The organism is Rhodanobacter sp. LX-99, from assembly GCF_018599185.1.
GTDB lineage: Bacteria > Pseudomonadota > Gammaproteobacteria > Xanthomonadales > Rhodanobacteraceae > Rhodanobacter.
In genome coordinates, this window is record NZ_JAHFVL010000001.1 from 1691741 (window position 1) to 1711527 (window position 19787).

Below are 19787 nucleotides of genomic sequence, written 5' to 3' on the forward strand. Positions count from 1 at the left end.
TATCGGCTCAAGGCCGCCCGACGGTGAGGACGCCGAAGCTGTCCGGCTCGATCGTGCGGCGCCCGTTGGCCTGCCGGGTGGCGCCCAGCCGCGCCGCGGAGAGGTACAGCCGGTGCAGCTTCGGATCGAGCGTGAGCGTGCGCGCGCTGACCTGGGTGGGAATGGTCGCGGTCACGTGGTAGTGGTCCGGATCGTCCTCGTGCACCGCGGTGATCGTGCCGCTCTCGCCATTGGCGCTGTAGATCATCGCCTCGGCCGGATCGAACACCACGCCATCCGGGCCATCGCCGATCGGCACGTCGGCCACGTGGTGGCCGTCGACCGCATCGAGCACGGCCATCGTGCGGTTGTCGCACACCGCGAACAGCCGACGGTGCGCGTTGTCGATCGCCAGCCCGCTCGGCGATTCGCACGGCGCCAGCGGCCAGGTCTGCAGCACCTTGTTGCTGGCCGAGTCGATCTGCACCAGTTCCGACTTGTCCTCGATGTTCACGTAGACGTGGCCGGCGCCATCGGCCACCGCGAACTCCGGCTTGCCGGGCAGCGCGACGCTGCCGATCACCGCGCTCTTCGCCGGGTCGATCACGCTGGCGCTGGCGCTCTTGCCGTTGAAGGCGAGCACGTGGTGCGAGGCGCTGTCGTACAGGATCGCATCGGGATTGCGGCCGGTGCCGGTAATCGTCGCCACGGTCTTCAGCGAAGCCAGGTCGAACACCGTCACCGACGCGCTCCTGCCGTCGCTGACGAAACCGCGATGCAGGTCATCGGCCAGCGCGATGCCGTGCACGCCCGCCGTGCCGGCGATCGTGCCGATCTGCTTGCCGGCATCGATGTCGATCACCAGCACGCGGTCGCCGCGGCTGACGAACAGGTGGCGGCTGGGCGCATCGAACGCCAGGTAATCCCAACCGCCCGGGCCTCCCAGCGCCAGTCGCGAAAGCAGGCGCGGGGCCGGCGGCGGCGCGGCGGCCGCGGGGACCTGCGGGACAGCCGCCAGCGCCAACAGCGCAGCGGGCAACAGCTTGCGGATCGGTCGTGGCATGGTCGGCACCTTGGATGAAGAGGGGCGGTGGCCAGCATGTGCGCAATCGCTTATGCGCGCCTTAGCCAGCCGCCTTTTGCGCATCGCGGCGGCGCAGCAGCGCGTACAGCACCGGCATCAGCAGCAGCACCAGCGGCACCTGCACCAGCAGGCCGGAGATGATCGCCACCGCCAGCGGCTGCTGCATCTGCGAGCCGCCGCCGAGCGCCAGCGCCAGCGGCAGCAAGGTGAGCATCGCGGCCAGCGTGGACATCAGGATCGGCCGCGTGCGGTGCCGGCCCGCCTCATGCAGCGCCTCGTGCAGCGGCATGCCGGCGGCGGCCTGCTCGAGCTCGGAGAAGTAGAAGATCGCCACCTCGGTGACGATGCCGACAATCATCGTCATGCCCATCATCGCCGAGATGTTGAGCTCGATGCCGGTCAGCCAAAGCCCGGCGAACACCGCCGGAATCGCCAGCAGCGGCATCGCCAGGATCACCAGCGCCACCCGGAAACTCTCGTACAGGAACAGCAGCAGGGCGAACACCAGCGCGATCGCCGCCAGCAGCACGATGCTGAGGCCGCGGAACGCCTGCTGCTGTTGCTGGTACAGGCCGCCGAGCTGGTAGTACATGCCCTTGGGCAGCAGGCCGGGTCGGGCCAGCACGCGCTTGACGTCGGCGATGGTGGCGCCGAGGCTGCGCCCGCTGATGCGCCCGGTCACCGCGACCATCCGTTTCAGGTTGTCGCGGGTGATCTGCGGCTGGCCCTGCACCTCTCGCAGCGTGGCCACCCGCGACAGCGGCAGCAGATGGCCGTCGCCGGCGCGGATCGGCAACGCGGCGACCTGCTCCAGCCGCTGGTGCGCCGCGGTCGGCAGGCGCACGCGCACACCCACCACCCTTCCTTCCGTCGGCAATTGCGCCGCCACGGTGCCGTCGATCGCCGCGGCGACCTGGTCGGCGACGCCGGCCGGATCGAGACCTTCCAGCGCGGCCCTGGCCGGATCGACCTGCACGGTCAGCGCATCGCCGGCCGGATTGATGCCATTGCGCACGCCGACCACCCCGTCGATCCTGCCGACCGCCGCGGCAACCTTGCCGGCAGTGGCGGAAAGCTGGGTCGGGTCGTCGCCGTACAGCTGGATCTCGATCGGCTGCGGCACCGCCACCAGGTCGCCGATCAGGTCCTCCATCAGCTGCGACAGCTCGATGTCCAGCCCCGGCACGTGCTGCTCGACTTTGCCGCGTACCTGCGCCATCACCGCCTCGGTATCCGGGCGCGAGCCGCTTTTCAGGCGCACGAAGAAGTCGCCCTGGTTCGCCTCGGTGAGGCCGCCGCCGAGTTGCAGCCCGGTGCGCCGCGAGTAGGTGTCCACGTAGGGATTCGCGCGGATGATCGCCTCGACCTGGCGCAACAGCCGATCGGTCTCCTGCAGCGAGGTGCCGGGTGGCGACAGGTAGTCGAGGATGAAGCCGCCCTCGTCCATCTGCGGCATGAAGCCGGTGCCGACGCGGGTGAAGGCCAGGCCGCCGACCAGCAACAGCGGCAGCACCAGCAGCAGCACCAGCAACGGCCGCCGCAACCAGCGCTGCAGGATGCTCTGGTAGCCCTGCATCATGCGTCGGGTGAAACGGCCCGGCGGATGTTCGGCGCGATGGCGTTCGTCGAGGAAGCGCTCGGCCAGCAGCGGCACCGCGATCCAGGTCAGCAAATACGAAATCACCAGTGCGCTGGCCATGGTCAGCGACAGCGCCTTGAAAAACGCACCGGTAACGCCGGACAGGAACGCCAGCGGCAAGAAGATCACCACGGTGGCGGCACTGGAACCGGTCAGCGGGCGGGTGAACTCCCACGCCGCGGCGGCGATGCGTTCGTGCAGTTCGCCTTCGCCTTCGTCCGGATGCAGCCGGCGCATGATGTGTTCGAGCATCACGATCACGTCGTCGATGATCAAGCCGACCGCCGCGGCCATGCCGCCCAGCGTCATCATGTTGAAACTCATGCCGAGCACCGACAGCAGCAGCACGGTGATCGCCAGCACCGCCGGCACCACGATCAATGCGACCAGGATCACCCGCGTGTTGCGCAGGAACACGAACAGCACCAGAGCGGCCAGCAGCACGCCGATCAGGATCGCATCGCGCACGCTGGCCGCCGCACCGGTCACCAGCTGGGTCTGGTCGTACCAGTTGGCGATACGCACGCCGGCCGGCATCTGCGGCGCATAGTCGGCCAGCCGCTGCTTCACTTCCCTGGCGATCTGCACGCTGTTGCCGTCGGGCTGCTGGTAGACCTGCAGCAGCACCGCATCCTGGCCGTCGGCGTTGACGCGGATCCACTGAGGCACGTGATCGAGGCTGACCGCGGCCACGTCGCCCAGCCGCACCGCGCCGCCGGGGCCGGCGCGCAGCACGATGCCGCGCAGCGCGGCGAGCGTCTTCGGCTGGTTGTCGGCCAGCAGCAGGTACAACTTGTAATGGTCGGCGACGCGGCCCATCGCCTGGATCGTCGCCGCATGGCCGACCGCCGTGGCCACGTCGGCCAGGCTCAGCTGCAGCGCGCGCAGCTTGCCCGGATCGACGTCGGCGTGGAACTCGGCCACCTCGCCGCCCTGCACCTGGACCTGGGCCACGCCGCCGATGCCGCTCAGCAACGGACGCAGCTGGTACTCGGCCAGGTCGTGCAGCGCACCCGGCGACTGCGTGTGCGAGCGCAGGCTGTAGGCCAGCACCGGAAACGTGGTCGGATCCATCCGCCGGGTGCTCAGCTGAGTGCCTGCCGGCAGCTGCGGCAGGATCTGCCCGGCCGCCGCATTCACTTCCTGCAGCGCCGCGGCCATGTCCGCGCCCCAGTCGAACGTCACCGCCACCTCGGCGCTGCCGCGGCTGGTGGTGGAGCGCACGTCGCGCACGCCGCGCACGTGGCGGATCGCCTCCTCCACCGGCGTGGTCACCTCGATCGCCATCTGGTCGGCCGGACGGTCGCCCGCATCCAGCGACACCTGCACGCGCGGGAAGGCCACGTTCGGGAACAGCGCCACCGGCATCCGCAGCGCGCTGGCGATGCCGCCGATCGCCAGCATCAGGGCGAGAAACAACAGCGAACGCCGATGCCGCTGCATCCATGCGGTGATGCTCACCGGGCGGACTCCTGCACCGCATCGCCGTCCGCCAGTTCGTAGGCGCCGAGCACGATCACCTTCGCCTGCGCATCGAGCGGGCCCTGCACGCCGACGGGATCGCCCTCCGGGCTGCGCAGCGTCACGTCGACGCGTTTGGCGTGGCCGTGCTCGATCTGGAACAGGTAGTCGCCGTGTTCGTCGTGCAGCACCGCCGCACGCGGTACCGCCCACGCGCTGAAATCGGCCGTGCGGATCTGCGCATCCAGCGCGGCGCCGGCGACCAGGGCGGCGCCGGCTTCGGCCGGCAACTCGACCTGGGCGCCGAGCAGATGGGTCTGCGGGTCGATCGACTGGCCGATCATGCGCAGGCTGCCGATAAAGCTCGCCTTGTCGCCATACACGCTGCGCAACTGCACCGGCATGCCGACATGCAGCCTCGCGCCGTCTTCCGGCTGCACGCCGAGCTGCGCAACCAGCGCATGGGCAGGGGTGAAACTCAGCAACGGTGCATTCGCGGCGAAGCGCTCGCCCAGGCCCACGCCGAGTGCGTTGACCACGCCATCTGCCGGCGCGCTGACGGTTTCCCGCGCGCTGCCGCCGCCGAGCGCGCGCTGCGCATCCAGCGCGGCCTGCGCGTCGGCCAACGCCTTGCGCGCGGTCGCCAGTTGCGACTGCGTGGCCAGCCGTTGCGTCGCCAGCTGTTCGGTGCGCTGGAGTTCGCCGCGGGCCAGCTCCAGCGCGCTCTGCGCCTGCCGGTACGCGCTGCGCGCGGCCGGATCGGGTGCGATCGTCAGCAGCGGCTGGCCGCGCCGCACGCTCTGCCCGGCCGCCACGCTCAGCGCCACGACCTGGCCACCATGCGCGAGGCTGATCGCGCGCGCGTGCTGCGGATCGCCTGCCGCACTGCCCCACGCCTCGACGGTGTCGTGGAAGGCCTGCTGCACCGGCGTGGCGGTGGTCACCGCCACCTGGCCCTTCACCGCCGCCGCTTCTTCGTCATCGGTGGCGCCATGGCTGCACGCGGCCAGCAGCAGGCACAACAGCGGCAAGAGCAGCGATCGGTTCATGGCGTGAACGCCTGTGCGGGGGCGGGATGGGTGGCGACGTCGACATCAGTGTTGCCGAGCAGCGCCTCCAGCGCGATCGACTGGGTGGCCTGCTGCTGTTGCACGGCGAGCAGATCGAGGTCGGCGCTCAGCGACCGACTGCGGATCGCCAGCCAGGTCGGCCAGTCCAACAGGCCTTGCCGCCACGCCTGTTCGGCCGCGCAGCGGGCATCGGCCAGCTGCTTTGCGTGGGCGGTCAACGCGCGGTGCTGCCGATCCAGCGTGGCGAGATCGACGGCGAGCCGTTGCATGTCGCTGCGCGTGGTCAGCACGCGTGACGCGTAGTCGTCCTTCAACTGTTGCCGGGTCGCCCGCTCGATCGCGATGTTGCCGCGGTTGCGGTCGAACAGCGGCAGCGCGATGCCGACGCTGAAACCGTGGGTGTAGATGGCGCTGGTGTCGCGCGCGCTGTTGAAGCCGATGTTCAACGCGGGAAACTGCGCCCGCACCGCGCCGCGCAGCTTGGCTTCCTGCGATTGATAGCCCGCCTGCAGCGCCAGCAGATCGGGGCGCCGGCGCGGCAGGTCGGCCAGCGCCTGCTGCAACTGCGCCGAGGTGGGCGCGACCCGATACGGCGCGCCGACCAGTTCCAGCGGCGCGGTCGGCGCAAGCCCGAGCAGCACGTGCAGGTCGCTGTTGGCCTGGTGCAGGGCGACCGCGTTGTCGGCCTGCTGCTTGCGCACGTCCGCGGCGGCGTTGAGGCCGGCGCTGGCGCTGTCGTAGGTGAGGTTGCCGGCCGCCAGTGCCGCATGGATGTAGCCGCCGACCTGGTCCAGCGCCGCCTGCTCGCTGGCCAGCCGGACCTGCCGCGCGCGCAGGTTCAGCACCCCGTCGAACAGCAATCGCGCCTGCGCCACGGTCTGCCACTCCGCCCACAGCAGGTCGAGGTTCACCTGCCCGGCCTGGCTGCGCGCCGCCGCCTGGCGCGACGAGCGGGTCAGCAGGGCGCCGATGTCTTCGCTGAGTCCGAGGTTGAACGCCGTGGTCAGGCCGCCGCCGGAGTGCTGCGGAAAATCCTCGCCGACGCTCAACTGCGGATCGGGCAGCAGCCCGGCCGCAAAGGCCTGCGCGCGGGCCACGCCCAGTTCGTCGCGCTTGAGCTTCAACGCCGGGCTGTTCGCCACTGCCAGCATCGCCGTCTCGGTCGCGTCCAACCCGTCGGAGGGATCGAAGCGATGCGTTGCCAGCGACGGCAGCATGCCGGCGCTGGGCGCGACGAGTTGCGCCACGCTGGCCACGCCTTCGCCCCGGCCCAGCGGCAACGGCGCGTAGCTGGCGCAGCCGGATACGATCAGCGCGACCACGACGGTACACGCCGTGCGCAGGCCGGAGATCACCGAAGGGAAGTGTCGCTGGCGGCCGGCGTTATGCATGCCGCCATTCTGGAAGCCACCGCTTAGTTCTTTCTTAAGCGAACCCGGCACGGTAGGCCGGCCTCCGCTTCGTGCGTGACCGAAGAGCGGCGGGCAATGCCCGCCCTACCAAAGCCGACGCGGGCTCGACGCCGTCACGACGACGGGCCCACCACACGCAGCGCGAGGGTGGCGAAGGCGCCGTCGCGGGCGAGTGCGGTGATCCGGTAATCGCCGGCCTGCGGCAGGCTGATCGCGATCGCGGCATCGGCATCGCTGCTGCCCTGCAGGCGGCCGTTGAGCAGCCATTGCACGGTGGTTTGCGTACCCAGCGCGTGCAGTGTCACGCGCAGCGGCTGCTCGCTGTTCGGCGCCCGCCGCAGGGTGACGCCGTTGCCCAGGCCGGCGATGCGGATCGGCGTGGCGCGGTCGAGCGAGTCGGCGGCGCAGCCGGGCGCGAGCGGCGGCAGCGCGGAACGGGCGCGGTCGTCCACGCTCAGCCATGGCGTGGCCAGCGCGGGCCAGCGCGCCAGCTGGATCGTGCGTTCGTGCGCGGCGTGGCAGGCACCGCTGAGACGCCGGCCCTTTTCGTCGACGCGCAGGGTGAGCAAGCCGGACGACCACGCGCCGAGGTCGCGTTCGGCAAACGTGGGCGGCAGCGCGTCGTCGAGCACCCAGGCCGTGCGGCGCTGGCGACACAGTGCGGGATCGGTGGCGGCGACCGCGCCGCCGAGCGGCCAGCAGATCTCGACCGACTTCACGCTGGCCGGCTGCGCACGCGCGTGGCCACCGCGCGAGGGCAACATGTCGACGACCTGGAACAGCAGCGGCAAGGCGGTCACCGCGCCGTACTGGCCGGGCGACGGCGTGCCGTCCGGGCGGCCGATCCACACGCCGACGGTCCAGCGGTCGGTGACGCCGATCGACCACGCGTCGCGGTAGCCGTAGCTGGTGCCGGTCTTCCACGCCACCGTGGCGTGCCGGTTGATCGCGCCGGCGAGCGGGCCGCCCTCGACGTCGGCCGGGTTGCTGGCGAGGATGTCGCGGACGATCCACGCCGCGCCGGACGACAGCAGTCGGCGTGGCTGCGCGGGTTGTTCCGGCGTGTAGCGCGGCGTGCCGGCGATGCCGCCGTTGGCGAACGCGGTGTACGCGCCGACCAGGTTTTCCAGTCGAGTGGATGCGCCGCCGAGGATGATCGACAGATTCGGCGACGCACCGGAGGGCAGGCCGAGATCGACGCCGCCGTTGGCCAGCCGCGCCACGAAGCGGTTCGGCCCGACCCGATCCAGCACGTCCACCGCCGGCACGTTGAGCGAGCGCTGCAGCGCCTCGGCGGCGCTGACCGGGCCCGAGAACGCCTCGTCGAAATTGCCCGGCTTGTAGCCGCCGAAATCCTGCGGCGCGTCGACCAGCAGGCTCTCGGAGTTGATCAGGCCGTCGTCCAGCGCCAGGCCGTACAGGAACGGCTTCAGTGTCGAGCCGGGCGAGCGCGGTGCGTTCACCATGTCGATGTAGCCGTGCCGCTGCGGATCGGCGAAGTCGCTGGTGCCGACGTAGACGCGCGCCTCCAGCGTGGCGTTGTCGACCACCAGCAGGGCCGCCGACGTGTGCGCGGGCAGGCGCGAGAGGTACGCGCTGACCCGGTCCTCGGCGGCGCGCTGCAGGTTCGCGTCGATGGTGCTGGCGATGCGCCGCGCCTGCGGTTGCTGCCGGTGCAGGCGTTCGGCCAGCAAGGCCGCGGACAACGGCGCGCGCAACGAACGCGCCACCACCGGTTCGATCGCCGCGTCGCGCACTTCCGCCGCGCTCCACACGCCGAGGTCGCGCATGCGCTTGAGCACCTTGTCGCGCGCCGCTCGCGCCGCCTCGGGATGGCGATCCGGCCGCAGCCTGCTCGGCGATTGCGGTAGCACCGCCAGCAGTGCCGCCTCGGCGCGCGACAGCCGGCCGGCCGGCTTGCCCAGGTACGCCCACGAGGCCGCCTCGACACCTTCGATCGGACCGCCGAACGGCGCGTGGTTGAGATACAGGTCGAGGATCTGCGCCTTGCTCAGGTGCGCTTCCAGCTGCAGCGCGCGCAGGATCTGCACGAGCTTGCCGCGGAAGGTATGCGGAATCGGCTGGATGATCCGCGCCACCTGCATGGTCAGCGTGGAACCGCCCGAGACGATGCGGCCGTGGCGAAGGCCGCCGGCGAGACCGCGCAGCAGCGCGTAGGGATTGACGCCGCGGTGGCGGTAGAACCAGCGGTCCTCGTAGGTCAGCAGCGCCTTGAGGTACAGCGGCGAGACCTGCTTCGCCGTGGTCGGGTAGCGCCACACGCCATCGCTGTCGGCAAACGCGCGCAGCGGCGTGCCGTCGCGCGCCAGCACCACGGTGCTGCCGGTGTCGGGTGCGGGCAAGTGCAACGGGAACAGGCGGTCGAGGGCGAACGCGACGAGCAAGACGCCGACGAGGGCAAGCGTGAGGTCACGTAGCCCGCGCTTGAGACGGGATGGTCGGTGGAATGGCCGGGTATCGGTCATCGTGGAAGGCCCTTCGACTTCGCCCTGAGCGAAGCTCGCGTAAGCGGGTGAAGTCGAAGGGCATGCCGCGACTTCAATACGCCTTGCCCTTGTTTCAAGAGCAATCCGGGAGCATCGCCCGCGCGGGGATTCCTGCAGGGTTCATGGCTCGACCACGGTGATCTTCGCCGGCTCGGCCTTGCCGATGCCGCGCACGGCGGGACGATACATGTCCTCCACCAGCGGCGGCGGCACGGTGTACGTGCCCGGCGTCACCGCGCGCACCAGGTAGAACACGCGAGCCTGGTCGCCGCGGCTCAGGTTGAGAGCAGCGGCGTAGCGGTCGTCACGGTATTCCTCGTGCACGATCTGCGCCGCCGAGGCGTGCTGGTCCAGCTCGATGCCGTCGATCACCACGCCGGACCACGACTGCGCGCCGCCGAGGTTGAGGTTCTCCACTTCCAGCCCGCCCGGCAGCAGGTCGGTGACCAGCGCATCGGGGACGTTCATGCGTGCCTCGATGCTCAGTTCGACGATCAGCGTGTCGCCTTCCTTCAGCTGCCCACCGCTCCACGGCTTGCCGTCGGTGGTGAACCAGCTGCGCCGCACGTCGATCTGGCTGTCGTCGGCCGGCGGTGCCTGCTGCGGAATGCCGGCGACGTCGAGCGTGGCGAAGATCGCCGCGTCGCTGGTCGGCTGCACGCTGACGCCGGCGTCGAGTTCGGCCACGCTGAGCGCGCGGCTCCACACGCGCTGGTTCGGGGCAGCCTCGGCCTTGCCGTTCACCGTGAGCGTGGCGGCCAGCGGGGCGTCGCTCTTCGCGTCGAACGCGCGCGCCACGCGGGCGATCGCCGCCTGCTCCTGCGTGCTCAGGTACGACCACGACCAGCGGTAGTCCTTGTCCTGCTGCTGACGCACCCGCACGTTCGCGGTGGCGTTGCGCGCCCAGTCGACCAGCTTGGCATCGTAGGCGGGCTTGCTCATGCCGTAGGTATGGGTGAGCGCCACCATCAAGGCCAGGTCGCGCAGGTCTGAGCCATAGTCGCCGACGTACCACGGGCGTTCCTTGCTCCACGCGAACGCCTCGTCGACGGCTTTCTGCGCGCGCTCGGTGTCGCCCATCAGCTTCAGCGCGATGCCCAGGTGCACCAGCGGCAGCGGCGCGACCAGCTTCTGCCGTTCGTTGTCGAAGATCGCGCGCAGCGTGCCCAGCGGCGCACGGTTGACGCGGGCCAGCACGAAACCGGAGTACGCCTCGTCGGCGATGCGCAGGTGGTCGTGCTGCTCGTACTCGTAGTACGGATGGCCGCCGGCGAGCAGGTCGTCGTTGAGCCGCTGCAGCGATTTCTGCAGCACGTCCTGCGGCACCGCGAAGCCGGCGTCGCGCGCGTCCAGCATGAAGTCGACCACGTACGGCGTGATGAACGTCTGGATCGGGCTGCTGCCGCCCCAGAAGCTGAAGTGGCCGTTGCTGGCCTGGAACGAGGCGATCCGCGACAGCGCGCCGTCCACCGCGGCCTTGCGCACGGCGTCGCTCATCACCTGGGCACCCAGCGCCTTGGCCGTCTGGCCGTCCAGGATCAGCGCGGCGTAGCCCTTGCTGGTGGTCTGCTCGATGCAGCCGTACGGGTAGCGCAGCATGTCGCGCAGCGCGGCCGCGTACGGCAGCGGCGGCAAGGTGCTCAGGGTGATCCGCGCGTTCACCGTGGCCGGCAGCAGGCCGGCGATCGCGGCGGCGCCGAAGCGTTCGGGCTTGCCGGCTTCCAGCGCCATGGGCGTAGTGCTCACCGTTTCCGGCCAGGCCGGGCGCACGGCGAACTCGAAGTGGCGATCCACGCTGTAATCGTTGAGTTCGGCGTGGATGTCGACCGTCGCCACCGCGGCGCCCGCCTGCGCCGTCACCGGCATGTGCACGGTGGTGCCGGCGCCGTCCTTCAGCGGCACGCTCTGCGCGGCATTGTCCAGCGTGATCGGGCCGCCGCCCTTGACGCTGACCTTGGCCGTGCCGTCCTTGCCGGACAGGTTCTTGAGATCCAGGCTGATCACCGCCTTGTCGCCGGCCGCCATCACCCGCGGCGTGCTCGGCTCGACGACTAGCGGCGCGCGCACGGTGACCGCACCGTCGGCGTTGCCGTAGCGGCTGTCGGTGTACGCCAGCGCGGCCAGGCGCAGGCTGCCGTTGAAGTCGGGCACGTCGACGCGCAGCGTGGCCCTGCCCTGCGCGTCGAACGCCACCGGGCCACTGAACAGGTCGACGATCCGCACCTTCGGGTTGAGCCGGGTGGCCTTCGGCAACGCCGCGCCGCTCATGTCGCCACCGTAGCGCAGCTTCGCCTCGGCGCCGTCCATCGCCTCGATGATGCGGCTGTACAGGTCGTACGCGTCGACGCCGAGCGCGCGCTTGGCGAACAGCCACGCCCATGCGTCGGGCACCGGGTAGCTGGTGATGTTGAGCACGCCCTGGTCGACCGCCGACAGCGTGACGAAGGCCTTCTGCCCGGCCAGGCCGGTGGCCTGCACGCCGACCTCGAGCGGGTTGCCCGGGCGCATCAGCGCGGGCGCGTCGAGCTTGAGCGGGATGCGCCGGTCGTTGCGGTCCATCGCGACGTACTCGACGCCCATCGCGCGCGCCGGCGTGGTGTGCTCGGCCGCCTCGCCGCCGCGGAACACCAGGGCGGTCACGTAGACGTCGTGGCGTTCCCACTCCTTCGTCACCGGGATCTCGAAGGTGGCGCCGGCTTTCGCGTCGATGTTCTTCGTGTAGAGCAGGTGATCCGACTCCACCAGCAGCACGCCGGGGCCGGGCTGCGGCGGCGTCACGGTGACCTTCATGCTGTCGCCGGCGCGGTAGCGCGCCTTGTCCAGTTGCAGCTTGACCTTGTCCGGGCGCGCCTCCTTGCCGAGGTTCTCGTCGTCCCAGCTGTAGCCGGCGAAGAACGGGAACACCGTGGTGAGTTTCGTTTGCGGGTCGTACACCTCGACGCGGTAGCTGCCCCACTGCACCGGGAACTCGACGTGGGCCGACTTGCCGGCGGCCATGTCGATGTCTTTTTCGTCGATCAGCTGCAGGCGCTGGTTCGCATTCGACTGCCAGCCGCCATCGCGCTCGTACAGCCAGTAGAAATCGCGCAGCTCGCGCTGCAGGCGCACCTTCAGGTGCGCGCCGGCGACCCGTTCGCCATTCGCATTCGCACGCACGATCTCGAAACCGGCCGGCGCCTCGCTCTCCGCACCCTGCTTCGGATCGAACAGCGGGCGCACGCCGACCAGCGCGTCGGCCGGCCAGTAGGTGCGCTTGAGCAGTCGCGTCACCGCGCGGCCGCCGCTCTCGTACACGCTGCCGGACAGGGTCACCGCCAGCGGCGCGACCGGTTTCACGTCGTCGGGCAGCGCCACGTCCTGCTCCAGCACGCCTTGCGCGTCGAGCCTGGCATCGACCACGTCGTCGGCGCTCTTCGGCAACTCGACCAGCGGATTGCCGAAGAAGGTGTCCTTCATCTTCTCCAGTGGATGCACGTCCGGCGCCACCAGCAGTTTCGCGGTGAAGCGGTTGCCGTCGGCCGGCGCGCCGTACAGATAGCTGGAGGCGACCTTCAGCTTCAGCGGTTCGCCCGGCGCCAGCCGCGCCTGCGGGCTGGACAGTTCCACCTTGAGCCGCTCGGGCAGGAACTCCTCGACGTGGAACGGGAACGCCTGCACGGTCTCCTTGCTGGCGGGATCGAGGCGGAACTCCAGCTGCCACAGCCCGGTCGGCGCGTCGGCGGGAATCGCCTGGCTCAGCTCGAAGTAGTTCAGCTGCTGCGGCTCCAGCCGCTTTTCGACCAGGGTGCGGCCGTCCGGCTGCTTGACCCGCACGAACAGCGACTGCGCCTTCATCGGCTTGCCGTCGTCGTCGCGCAGCAGCGCCGAGGCGCGCAGCGTCTCGCCGGGGCGGTACAGGTCGCGGCCGGACCACGCATACACCTCGAACGGCGCCTGCTTGCGGCCGCTGATGTCGAAGTTGGAGACGTCCAGCGCCGGCCGGTTGAACGGCAGCACCGAGACGTCCTTGCCGTGGCGCGCCACCAGCACGTCGGAGGCCCTGACCTTGTACGCGAGCAGCGCATTGCCGTCGGCGCCGGTCGTGGCCTTGAGCTTGCTGCGCCCGGCCGCGTCGCGGATCTCGATGTCCACCGCATTCACCGGCGTGCCGTCGCGCAGCGAGGCCACGTGCAGCAGCACGTTGTCGCGGTACACGCGCAGGTGCAGGCCGAGGTCGCTGACGAAGAAGGTGGCGGTGTCGTAGCCGTCCTTGAACGTGCCGCCGGCCTTGACCACCGCCATGTACACGCCAGGCTGCGCCAGCTCCTTGATGTTCTGCACCGGCAGGTAGGTCACGGTGCGTTCGTTCGGCTCGCCGCCCAGGGTGTAGTGGTTGGCGTAGACCGAGTCGCCGAGCTGGGTGATCGGCACGCGGCTGCGGCGGTCGTCGCCCTCGCCGCAGTTGTTGTAGTAGGCGACGTCGTGGTCGAGCTCGTAGTTGTCGCGGTGGCCGTTGCGCGGGTAGCTGCAGAACAGGTCCGACAGCGCGTCGTCGCGCACGCGGAAAAACTCCACGTCGGCGTCGTGCACGTTCATCGACACCAGCGGCAGGCCGCGCGTGCCGCGTGCGGGCAGCACGCTGCCGTGCGAGGCGAAGCCGACCGCCGCCGGCAGGTTGCCGGAGTACACGTCGTGCTTCACCTCGTGGCCGAGGGTGCGGCCGTCGGCGGCGAGCAGGCCGGCCTTCAGCTGCACCACATAGCGCGTATTCGCCTGCACGAACGGGAAGCGCAGCGTCCTGCCGTCGTTGTCGAGGCTCCAGCTGCCGCTGACCACTTCGCCGTTCGAGCCGGTCACCGCGATCAGCGTGTCGAACGCCTGCGCCGAGGCCAGCGTGGCGTTGAAGCGCAGGGTCAGCGCGGTGCGCGAGTCGCGGGTCTGCGAGCTGGCCGAGACCAATGCGAATTCCGCTTTCGCCGGCGCCGGCGCGGAAGCGCTGCCGGCCGGCGCGCCCTGCAGGGCCGGCTTGCCGCTGTCGGGGCCGCGGTGGCAGGCCGCCAGCAGCAGGCCGAGCAGCAGGCTGATCAGGACACGCGACAAGACTCGGCGCGAAAGGCACTCGTACGATCGACGCGACATGAAACCTTCTCCCTGTAGGCCCTGTGGGGAGTATCGCCGGAATTCATGGCGGCTTGGTGGCGCGGATCGGGCGCGCGGGCGGACGATGCGGCTTCCTCGCCGTCAACGCCGTGCGGACAGCGTCTGCCGACCCAGCCAGTCGGCCAGTTGCATCAGCACTTGGCCGCGCCCCGGCTCGGCTTCGTTGAACAGCTCGTGATACAGCGTCGAGAAGAAGCGCGTGGTCAGCTGTCCCGTCACCGCGGCCTTGCGGGCGAACGCGCGACTGCCGGAAGGATCGACCAGGTCGTCGCTGTCGGCCACCAGCAGCAGGGTCGGCAGCGGGAGCGTGGCGGCATCGGCGATGCATCGGGCACCGTCGCGGAAGATGAAGTCGGCCAGCCGCGGCGTGATCCAACCGTGCCGCAGCGGGTCGCCGCGATAGTCGGCGACCACCTGGCGGTCGTGCGAGAGCTTGTCGAGATCCAGCCCACTGCGCAGCGGGAGGTTCGGCGCGACGCGGCTGAGCACCCGCGCCAGGCGGATCATCCTCGGCGATTCCCAGCTGCGCAGCGCCGGCGAGGACAGCACCAGCGCCGGCGGCGCGACGCGGCCGTCCAGCACCGCACGCAGCGCGACCAGCCCGCCCATGCTGTGGCCGAGCAGCAGCGGCGGGTGCGGCAGGCCGTTGGCGTAGTCGTTGTAGACGGTGGCGAGGTCTTCCAGCAGGTCGTCGCCGTGGCGCAGGCCGCCGCGCCGGCCCGGGGTCTGGCCGTGGCCGCGCTGGTCGTAGCCGCGCACGGCGTAGCCGCGCTGGTTGAACCATTGCGCCAGGCGCCGGTAGCGGCCGCCGTGTTCGCCCAGCCCGTGCACGATCAGCACCGCGCCGCGCGCCTGCGGCAGCGGCCAGTCGCGCAGGAACAGCCGCTGGCCGTCGGCCAGGTCGAGCCAGGACGTGTGTTCGGTGCCGTCCGCAGGACGGTTCTGCAGTGCCGCGTGCATGGGTGGTTTCGCGTCCGTTTTTCTGGTCCGGCGCCGCCGCGCGTGCCGTAGGGGCCGGCGCGGATCCCGGTTGGCCGGGATCCGCGCCTGTGCCTCCATCAATGTTCCGTGACCCGCATGTCCTTCGTCAGCAGGTCGAGCTTGCCCTTCATGTCAGCCTGGGGCTGGGTGCCCGCGGTGCCGTAGAAGGCGGTGTACAGCACCGTGGGCGGCTGGCCGGCCGCGCCGGCCGGGGCGACCACGGCGTTGATCATCATCAGGTCGTTCTCGTAGCGCGCCACGGCATTGTAGGGGTACTGCCGTTCCGACAGCTTGCGCCAGCGGCTGCTCAGGTCGTCGTCCAGCCCGGGCGGCGGCGCGACGTAGCGCTGGACGTTGACGTTGTTGTGGTCGTCGGAGGCCGAGTCCTTCCAGATGTCCACGTCGCCCACGTCCCACACCGGCTTGCCGCCGTCCAGGAAGAAGCGGAAGCCGAGCCACAGCAGGTTGTCCGGCTTGACCGCCTGCAGGGTGGACGGATAGGAGAACGCCAGCCGCGGCGAGGCGTAGCTGAAGCGGCGGTCGTAGTCGAAGTCGATGCGGATGTCCTTCAACGTGGCCGGCTGCAGCGCCGGGTTGCCGAGGAAATCCTTCCACTGCGTGAGGGTGCCCTGGTAGGTGACGTAGACGAAGTTGCTGATCTCGTCCAGGTCCAGCATCGTGTCGTGCGCGTGGGCGGGCGGCGCAAAGCGCACCAGCATCACGCTGCCGTCCGGCACCAGGAGCGAATACGTCACCACGAAGGCGTTTGCGTAGGGCAGCGGCCACACGCCGATGCGCCAGGATCGCTGCCAGCGGTCGACGTGGGTCGATTCGCGGACAGGCTTGCCAAGCGAGGTGATCTTCACCTTTTCGCCGGCGACCGCGCGCTGGAACATGCCGGTTCGCGCCAGCAGGTCCATGCGCGACTTCGCGTCGCCGTAGAACGTCGCCGCGGCCATCCCGTCGGGCCGGCGCAGGCGGACCAGTCCGTTGCGCGCGACCCCGCCGGTGGCCACGTAGCCGTTGCCGTCCAGCGCGAAATACTGCGTCTGCTCGCCGACACGCCGCCATTCGCCGTCGCTGCCGCGCACGATCAGCGTGGGAAAGCCGTTCAGTTGCGTCTGCTGGTGCAGCAGGCGTGCCGAGCCCGCGCCGTTCGGGAACAGGTTGGCGGACTCCCTGGCGAGCAGCGCCTTCAGCTGCGCGTCGCTGTTGGTGTCCATGCGCGACTGGAATTCGCGGTAGAAATCGCCCAGGCCGGCGGGCAGCGCGAACTGCGCCTTGAGCTGGCCGTTCTGGATCGTGTCGAACAGGTCGAGCTGGTAGGAGAGGCGCGACTCCATGACGGCCCGGCCGGCCGGTGCGTCAAGCACCTCGCGGATCGGCAGCGCGTAGTTGAGGTTCTCGTTGGCCGACTTCATCAGCACCACGCCGATCAGCCTGCCGTCCTTGTCCAGCAGCGGGCCGCCGCTGTTGCCGGGCGAGGCGGCGGCGGAGAAGCGCATCCACTTCCAGGCGCCATCCTGCTGCTCCGGCGTGTCGGAGGTGTACAGGCCGTCGCGGATCACCACGCCGGTGCCGAGCGCATTGCCTACCGCGTAGACCACCTGGTTGAGCGCCGGGCTGGCGTCGATCTCCAGCGCCGCGTCGCCCGCCGGCGGCTGCGCCAGCGTGAACACCACGAAATCCTTGCCCAGCGAGAACTTCTCGATCTTGCCGATGGGGTAGACGCGGCCGGTGGCGTCGCGCAGCTCGGGCGGCCCCCACAGGCTGTCCGCGCCGGCCAGCAGCACGTGGGCGGCGGTGACGTAGCGGTTGTGCCCGATCGCGAACGCCGTGCCGATGGAGTAATACTTGTCGGTACGTTCCTGGTAGGGCAGCAGATCCAGCGGCAGCGGCCTCTCGTAGGTCAGCGGATCGCTGGTCGGCTTGGCCTGCACCACCTCGAAGGTGGCTGCCTGGATCTTCGGCAGCATCGCGGGATCGAGGCTGGCCGCCCGTGCCGCCGACACTCCCGCCAAGCCCAGGCCGGACAGCAACAGCAGCATGCCGAGCCGGCGGATCGCCCCTTCGCACCGTGTACGCATAGGTTTCCTTTGCCCCGAGGCGGCCACCCGCGGACTCCCCTCGGCATCCTCGCGGGCAACGGCCGGCATCATCTTGGCATGGCCGCGCGCCGCTTGCATGGCGAACGCGGGCCCCTGCGCGGGCGGGATGCCGATGCGCCGCCGCGCACCGGCACACCCGGCTTACAGCTCGGCGCGGAATTCCACGCCGATGATGCGCGGGTCGTTGACGAAGGCGGTGCGGTTGTTGAAGTCGATCGCGCCGGTGATCGCCCGCTTGTCGGTGATGTTGCGGCCGTACAGGGCGACCTCGCGGCGGCCGTAGTCCCAGTTGTAGCCGAGCCGCACGCCGCCTTCCAGCAGCGGCTTGCCCTTGAACTCGGCCGAGTCGTACAGGAAGAAGTTCACTTCGCTGCGGTAGTTCCAGTCGGTGTAGACGAAGAACTCGCCGCCGTCGCCGTACGGGATGCCGTAGCGCGCGGTGAGCGTGCCGATCCACTTCGGCGCGTTCGGCAGGGTGTTGCCGTCGATCAGCGCATTGCCCGCGGCGTTGAGCGGGTCGAGCACGGTGCAGCCGGAGCCGCACACCGCCACGGCCAGGCCCGGGTCCTTCAGCTTGGTGAAGTTGTAGCTGCCGCCGGCGGTGAGCACGAAGTTCGGCGTGAGGTAGGCCTCCAGGTCGAACTCGGCGCCGTAGCCCTCGGTCTTCTTCGCGTTGATCAGGCGGGTGATGTTGATGTCGCCGCCCACCGCGGTGAGCTGCTGGTTGTGCATGTTGTAGCTGTACACGTCCGCGTTGAAGCGCACGTGGTTGTCCATGCCGGTGGTCTTCACGCCCAGCTCGTAGCTGGTGATCGTTTCGGGCTTGGCCTGCGAGATGAAGTCGGAGAACAGCACGCGGCCCTGCACGCTGGGCGCGCGGAAGCCGTTGGCGACGCGCGCATACACGTTGACGTTCGGGTTCAGCGTCCAGGTTCCGGTGAGGTCGCCGCTCCAGCGCGAGTCGTGCGGATTCGCGGTCAGCTGCAACGGGCCGCCGCCGATCGGCGACAGCATGCGGTCCACCTTGAAGTCGCGCGAGTCGTGCGACCAGCGCGCGCCGGCGCGCAGCTCGAAGTCGTCGGCGAGCTGGTAGTTGGCCGAGCCGAACAGCGCCCATGCCTTGGTGCGCTGGGTCTGCATGGCGTAGCCGTCCAGCGCGTGGTCGTTGAAGGTGGCGTAGTCGAAGTTGCTGATCGCGATGTCTTCGTCGAACCAGTAGGCGCCGACCTGCCAGTTGAGCTTGTCCTGGCCGTTGCTGGCGAGGCGGAATTCCTGGGTGATCTGGCGGTCGTGCGGCAGCGCGTCGGCGGTCTCGACCGGGAACGGGATGAAGCCCGGCCCCATCGGCGGATGGAAGCTCGCGCCGTAGCCGCCGTCGACGTCGCCGAGGCTGTAGGTGGTGGCGCGCTCCAGCCCGGTGATCGAGGTGAAGGTGGTGTCGCCCAGATTCCACGCCAGGTGCAGGTTGCTGCCCCAGCTGAACAGGTGCTGCTTGTTGCGGCCGTCCTGCGAGACCTTGTCGCGGTCGAAGCCGGGCACGAAGCTGGGGCTGCCCAGTTCGATCGCATTGGCGCGGTTGACCATCGCGCTGCCGTCCAGCCAGCGCGCGTGGCCGTTGATCAGCGCGCTGAAGCCGCCGTTCTCGTACAGCGCCTGCAGCCGCACGGCGCGGTCGTTGTAGCCGCCCAGCACGTTCTTCTGGCCGGTGAAGGTATTGTCGATCCAGCCGTCGCGATGCTGCGCCAGCGCCGAGACGCGGCCGGACCAATGCGCACCCAGCGAGCCGCCCAGCGCGGCCTCGGCGTTCGCGGTGCCGAGCGAGCCGTAGGAGACACGGGCGTAGCCGCTGGTCTCCTGGCTCGGGCGCACCGACTCGAACTTGATCACGCCGGCCGGCGAGTTGCGCCCGAACAGCGTGCCCTGCGGGCCGCGCAGCACCTCGACCTGGGCCAGGTCGAACAGCGGGAAGCCCTTCAGGATCGGGTTCTCCTGCACGATGTCGTCGTACACCATCGACACCGGCTGCGAGGCGTTGAGGTCGAAGTCGCTGTTGCCCAGGCCGCGGATGTAGAAGCGCGGGAACTCGCGGCCGTAGGAGGTCTCGGCGTACACGCTGGGCGCGCGCGAGGCCAGCTGCAGCACGGTATCGCCGGACTGGCCGAACGCATCCAGCTTGTCCGGCGTCAGCACGGTCAGCGACATCGGCACCTTCTGCATGTTCTCCACCCGCTTCGAGGCGGTGACGTTCACCGTCTGCAGCTCGGTGGTCTTGGTGGGCTGCGGCTTGGCCGGCGCGGCCGTTTCCTGCGCCAGCACGGCGGAAACCGGCAGACCAAGAGCGAGCGTGATCGACAAGGCAAGCACGGCGGAACGCGGCGGGCGGGCGACGGACATCAGGTTTTCCCCA

Annotated in this window: 9 protein-coding genes; all 9 read right to left on the reverse strand. The window is 70.0% G+C overall.

The genetic code is table 11. The annotated features are described in order from the left end of the window. Positions 1-7 precede the first annotated feature (7 nt). The 9 genes from KK131_RS07885 to KK131_RS07925 all read right to left on the reverse strand — a co-directional run bounded on the left by KK131_RS07885 (position 8) and on the right by KK131_RS07925 (position 19774). The gene (locus KK131_RS07885) at positions 8-1042 is read right to left on the reverse strand and encodes a YncE family protein (protein WP_214556112.1); all 1035 of its coding nucleotides are present in this window, start codon (positions 1040-1042) and stop codon (positions 8-10) included. 61 nt (positions 1043-1103) lie between these two features. Then, entirely contained in the window at positions 1104-4163 is a 3060-nt protein-coding gene (locus tag KK131_RS07890; RefSeq protein WP_214556113.1) for an efflux RND transporter permease subunit, read from the reverse strand. Next, entirely contained in the window at positions 4160-5212 is a 1053-nt protein-coding gene (locus KK131_RS07895; RefSeq protein ID WP_214556114.1) for an efflux RND transporter periplasmic adaptor subunit, read from the reverse strand. Before KK131_RS07895 ends, KK131_RS07890 begins: the two co-directional genes overlap by 4 nt. Then, a complete protein-coding gene (locus tag KK131_RS07900; protein ID WP_214556115.1) occupies positions 5209-6624 on the reverse strand; it encodes a TolC family protein in 1416 nt (471 codons plus the stop codon). The genes KK131_RS07895 and KK131_RS07900 overlap by 4 nt, the downstream gene beginning before the upstream one ends. 134 nt (positions 6625-6758) lie before the next feature. Beyond that, positions 6759-9131 (reverse strand): penicillin-binding protein 1C, encoded by a 2373-nt coding sequence (gene pbpC / locus KK131_RS07905; RefSeq protein ID WP_250887026.1) that lies wholly within the window; start codon positions 9129-9131, stop codon positions 6759-6761. A 141-nt stretch (positions 9132-9272) separates the two neighbouring features. Continuing rightward, positions 9273-14270 (reverse strand): alpha-2-macroglobulin, encoded by a 4998-nt coding sequence (locus KK131_RS07910; RefSeq protein WP_214556116.1) that lies wholly within the window; start codon positions 14268-14270, stop codon positions 9273-9275. Positions 14271-14372: 102 nt separating this feature from the next. Next, positions 14373-15251 carry an alpha/beta hydrolase gene (locus KK131_RS07915; RefSeq protein ID WP_214556117.1) on the reverse strand — a complete coding sequence of 293 codons (879 nt, stop codon included), beginning with the start codon at positions 15249-15251 and terminating at the stop codon, positions 14373-14375. Positions 15252-15349: 98 nt separating this feature from the next. Continuing rightward, on the reverse strand, positions 15350-17359 hold the full coding sequence (locus KK131_RS07920) for a serine protease (protein WP_214556118.1): 2010 nt from the start codon (positions 17357-17359) through the stop codon (positions 15350-15352). A 162-nt stretch (positions 17360-17521) separates the two neighbouring features. After that, positions 17522-19774 carry a TonB-dependent receptor gene (locus KK131_RS07925; protein ID WP_214556119.1) on the reverse strand — a complete coding sequence of 751 codons (2253 nt, stop codon included), beginning with the start codon at positions 19772-19774 and terminating at the stop codon, positions 17522-17524. Between the last annotated feature and the right edge of the window lie 13 nt (positions 19775-19787).

Excerpts from the sequence above, each read along its gene's own strand:
- KK131_RS07885 (WP_214556112.1), bottom strand. The coding sequence starts at position 1,042 with ATGCCACGACCGATCCGCAAGCTGTTGCCCGCTGCGCTGTTGGCGCTG.
- KK131_RS07895 (WP_214556114.1), bottom strand. The coding sequence starts at position 5,212 with ATGAACCGATCGCTGCTCTTGCCGCTGTTGTGCCTGCTGCTGGCCGCG.
- KK131_RS07900 (WP_214556115.1), bottom strand. The coding sequence starts at position 6,624 with ATGCATAACGCCGGCCGCCAGCGACACTTCCCTTCGGTGATCTCCGGC.
- pbpC (WP_250887026.1), bottom strand. The coding sequence starts at position 9,131 with ATGACCGATACCCGGCCATTCCACCGACCATCCCGTCTCAAGCGCGGG.
- KK131_RS07910 (WP_214556116.1), bottom strand. The coding sequence starts at position 14,270 with ATGTCGCGTCGATCGTACGAGTGCCTTTCGCGCCGAGTCTTGTCGCGT.
- KK131_RS07915 (WP_214556117.1), bottom strand. The coding sequence starts at position 15,251 with ATGCACGCGGCACTGCAGAACCGTCCTGCGGACGGCACCGAACACACG.
- KK131_RS07920 (WP_214556118.1), bottom strand. The coding sequence starts at position 17,359 with ATGCGTACACGGTGCGAAGGGGCGATCCGCCGGCTCGGCATGCTGCTG.
- KK131_RS07925 (WP_214556119.1), bottom strand. The coding sequence starts at position 19,774 with ATGTCCGTCGCCCGCCCGCCGCGTTCCGCCGTGCTTGCCTTGTCGATC.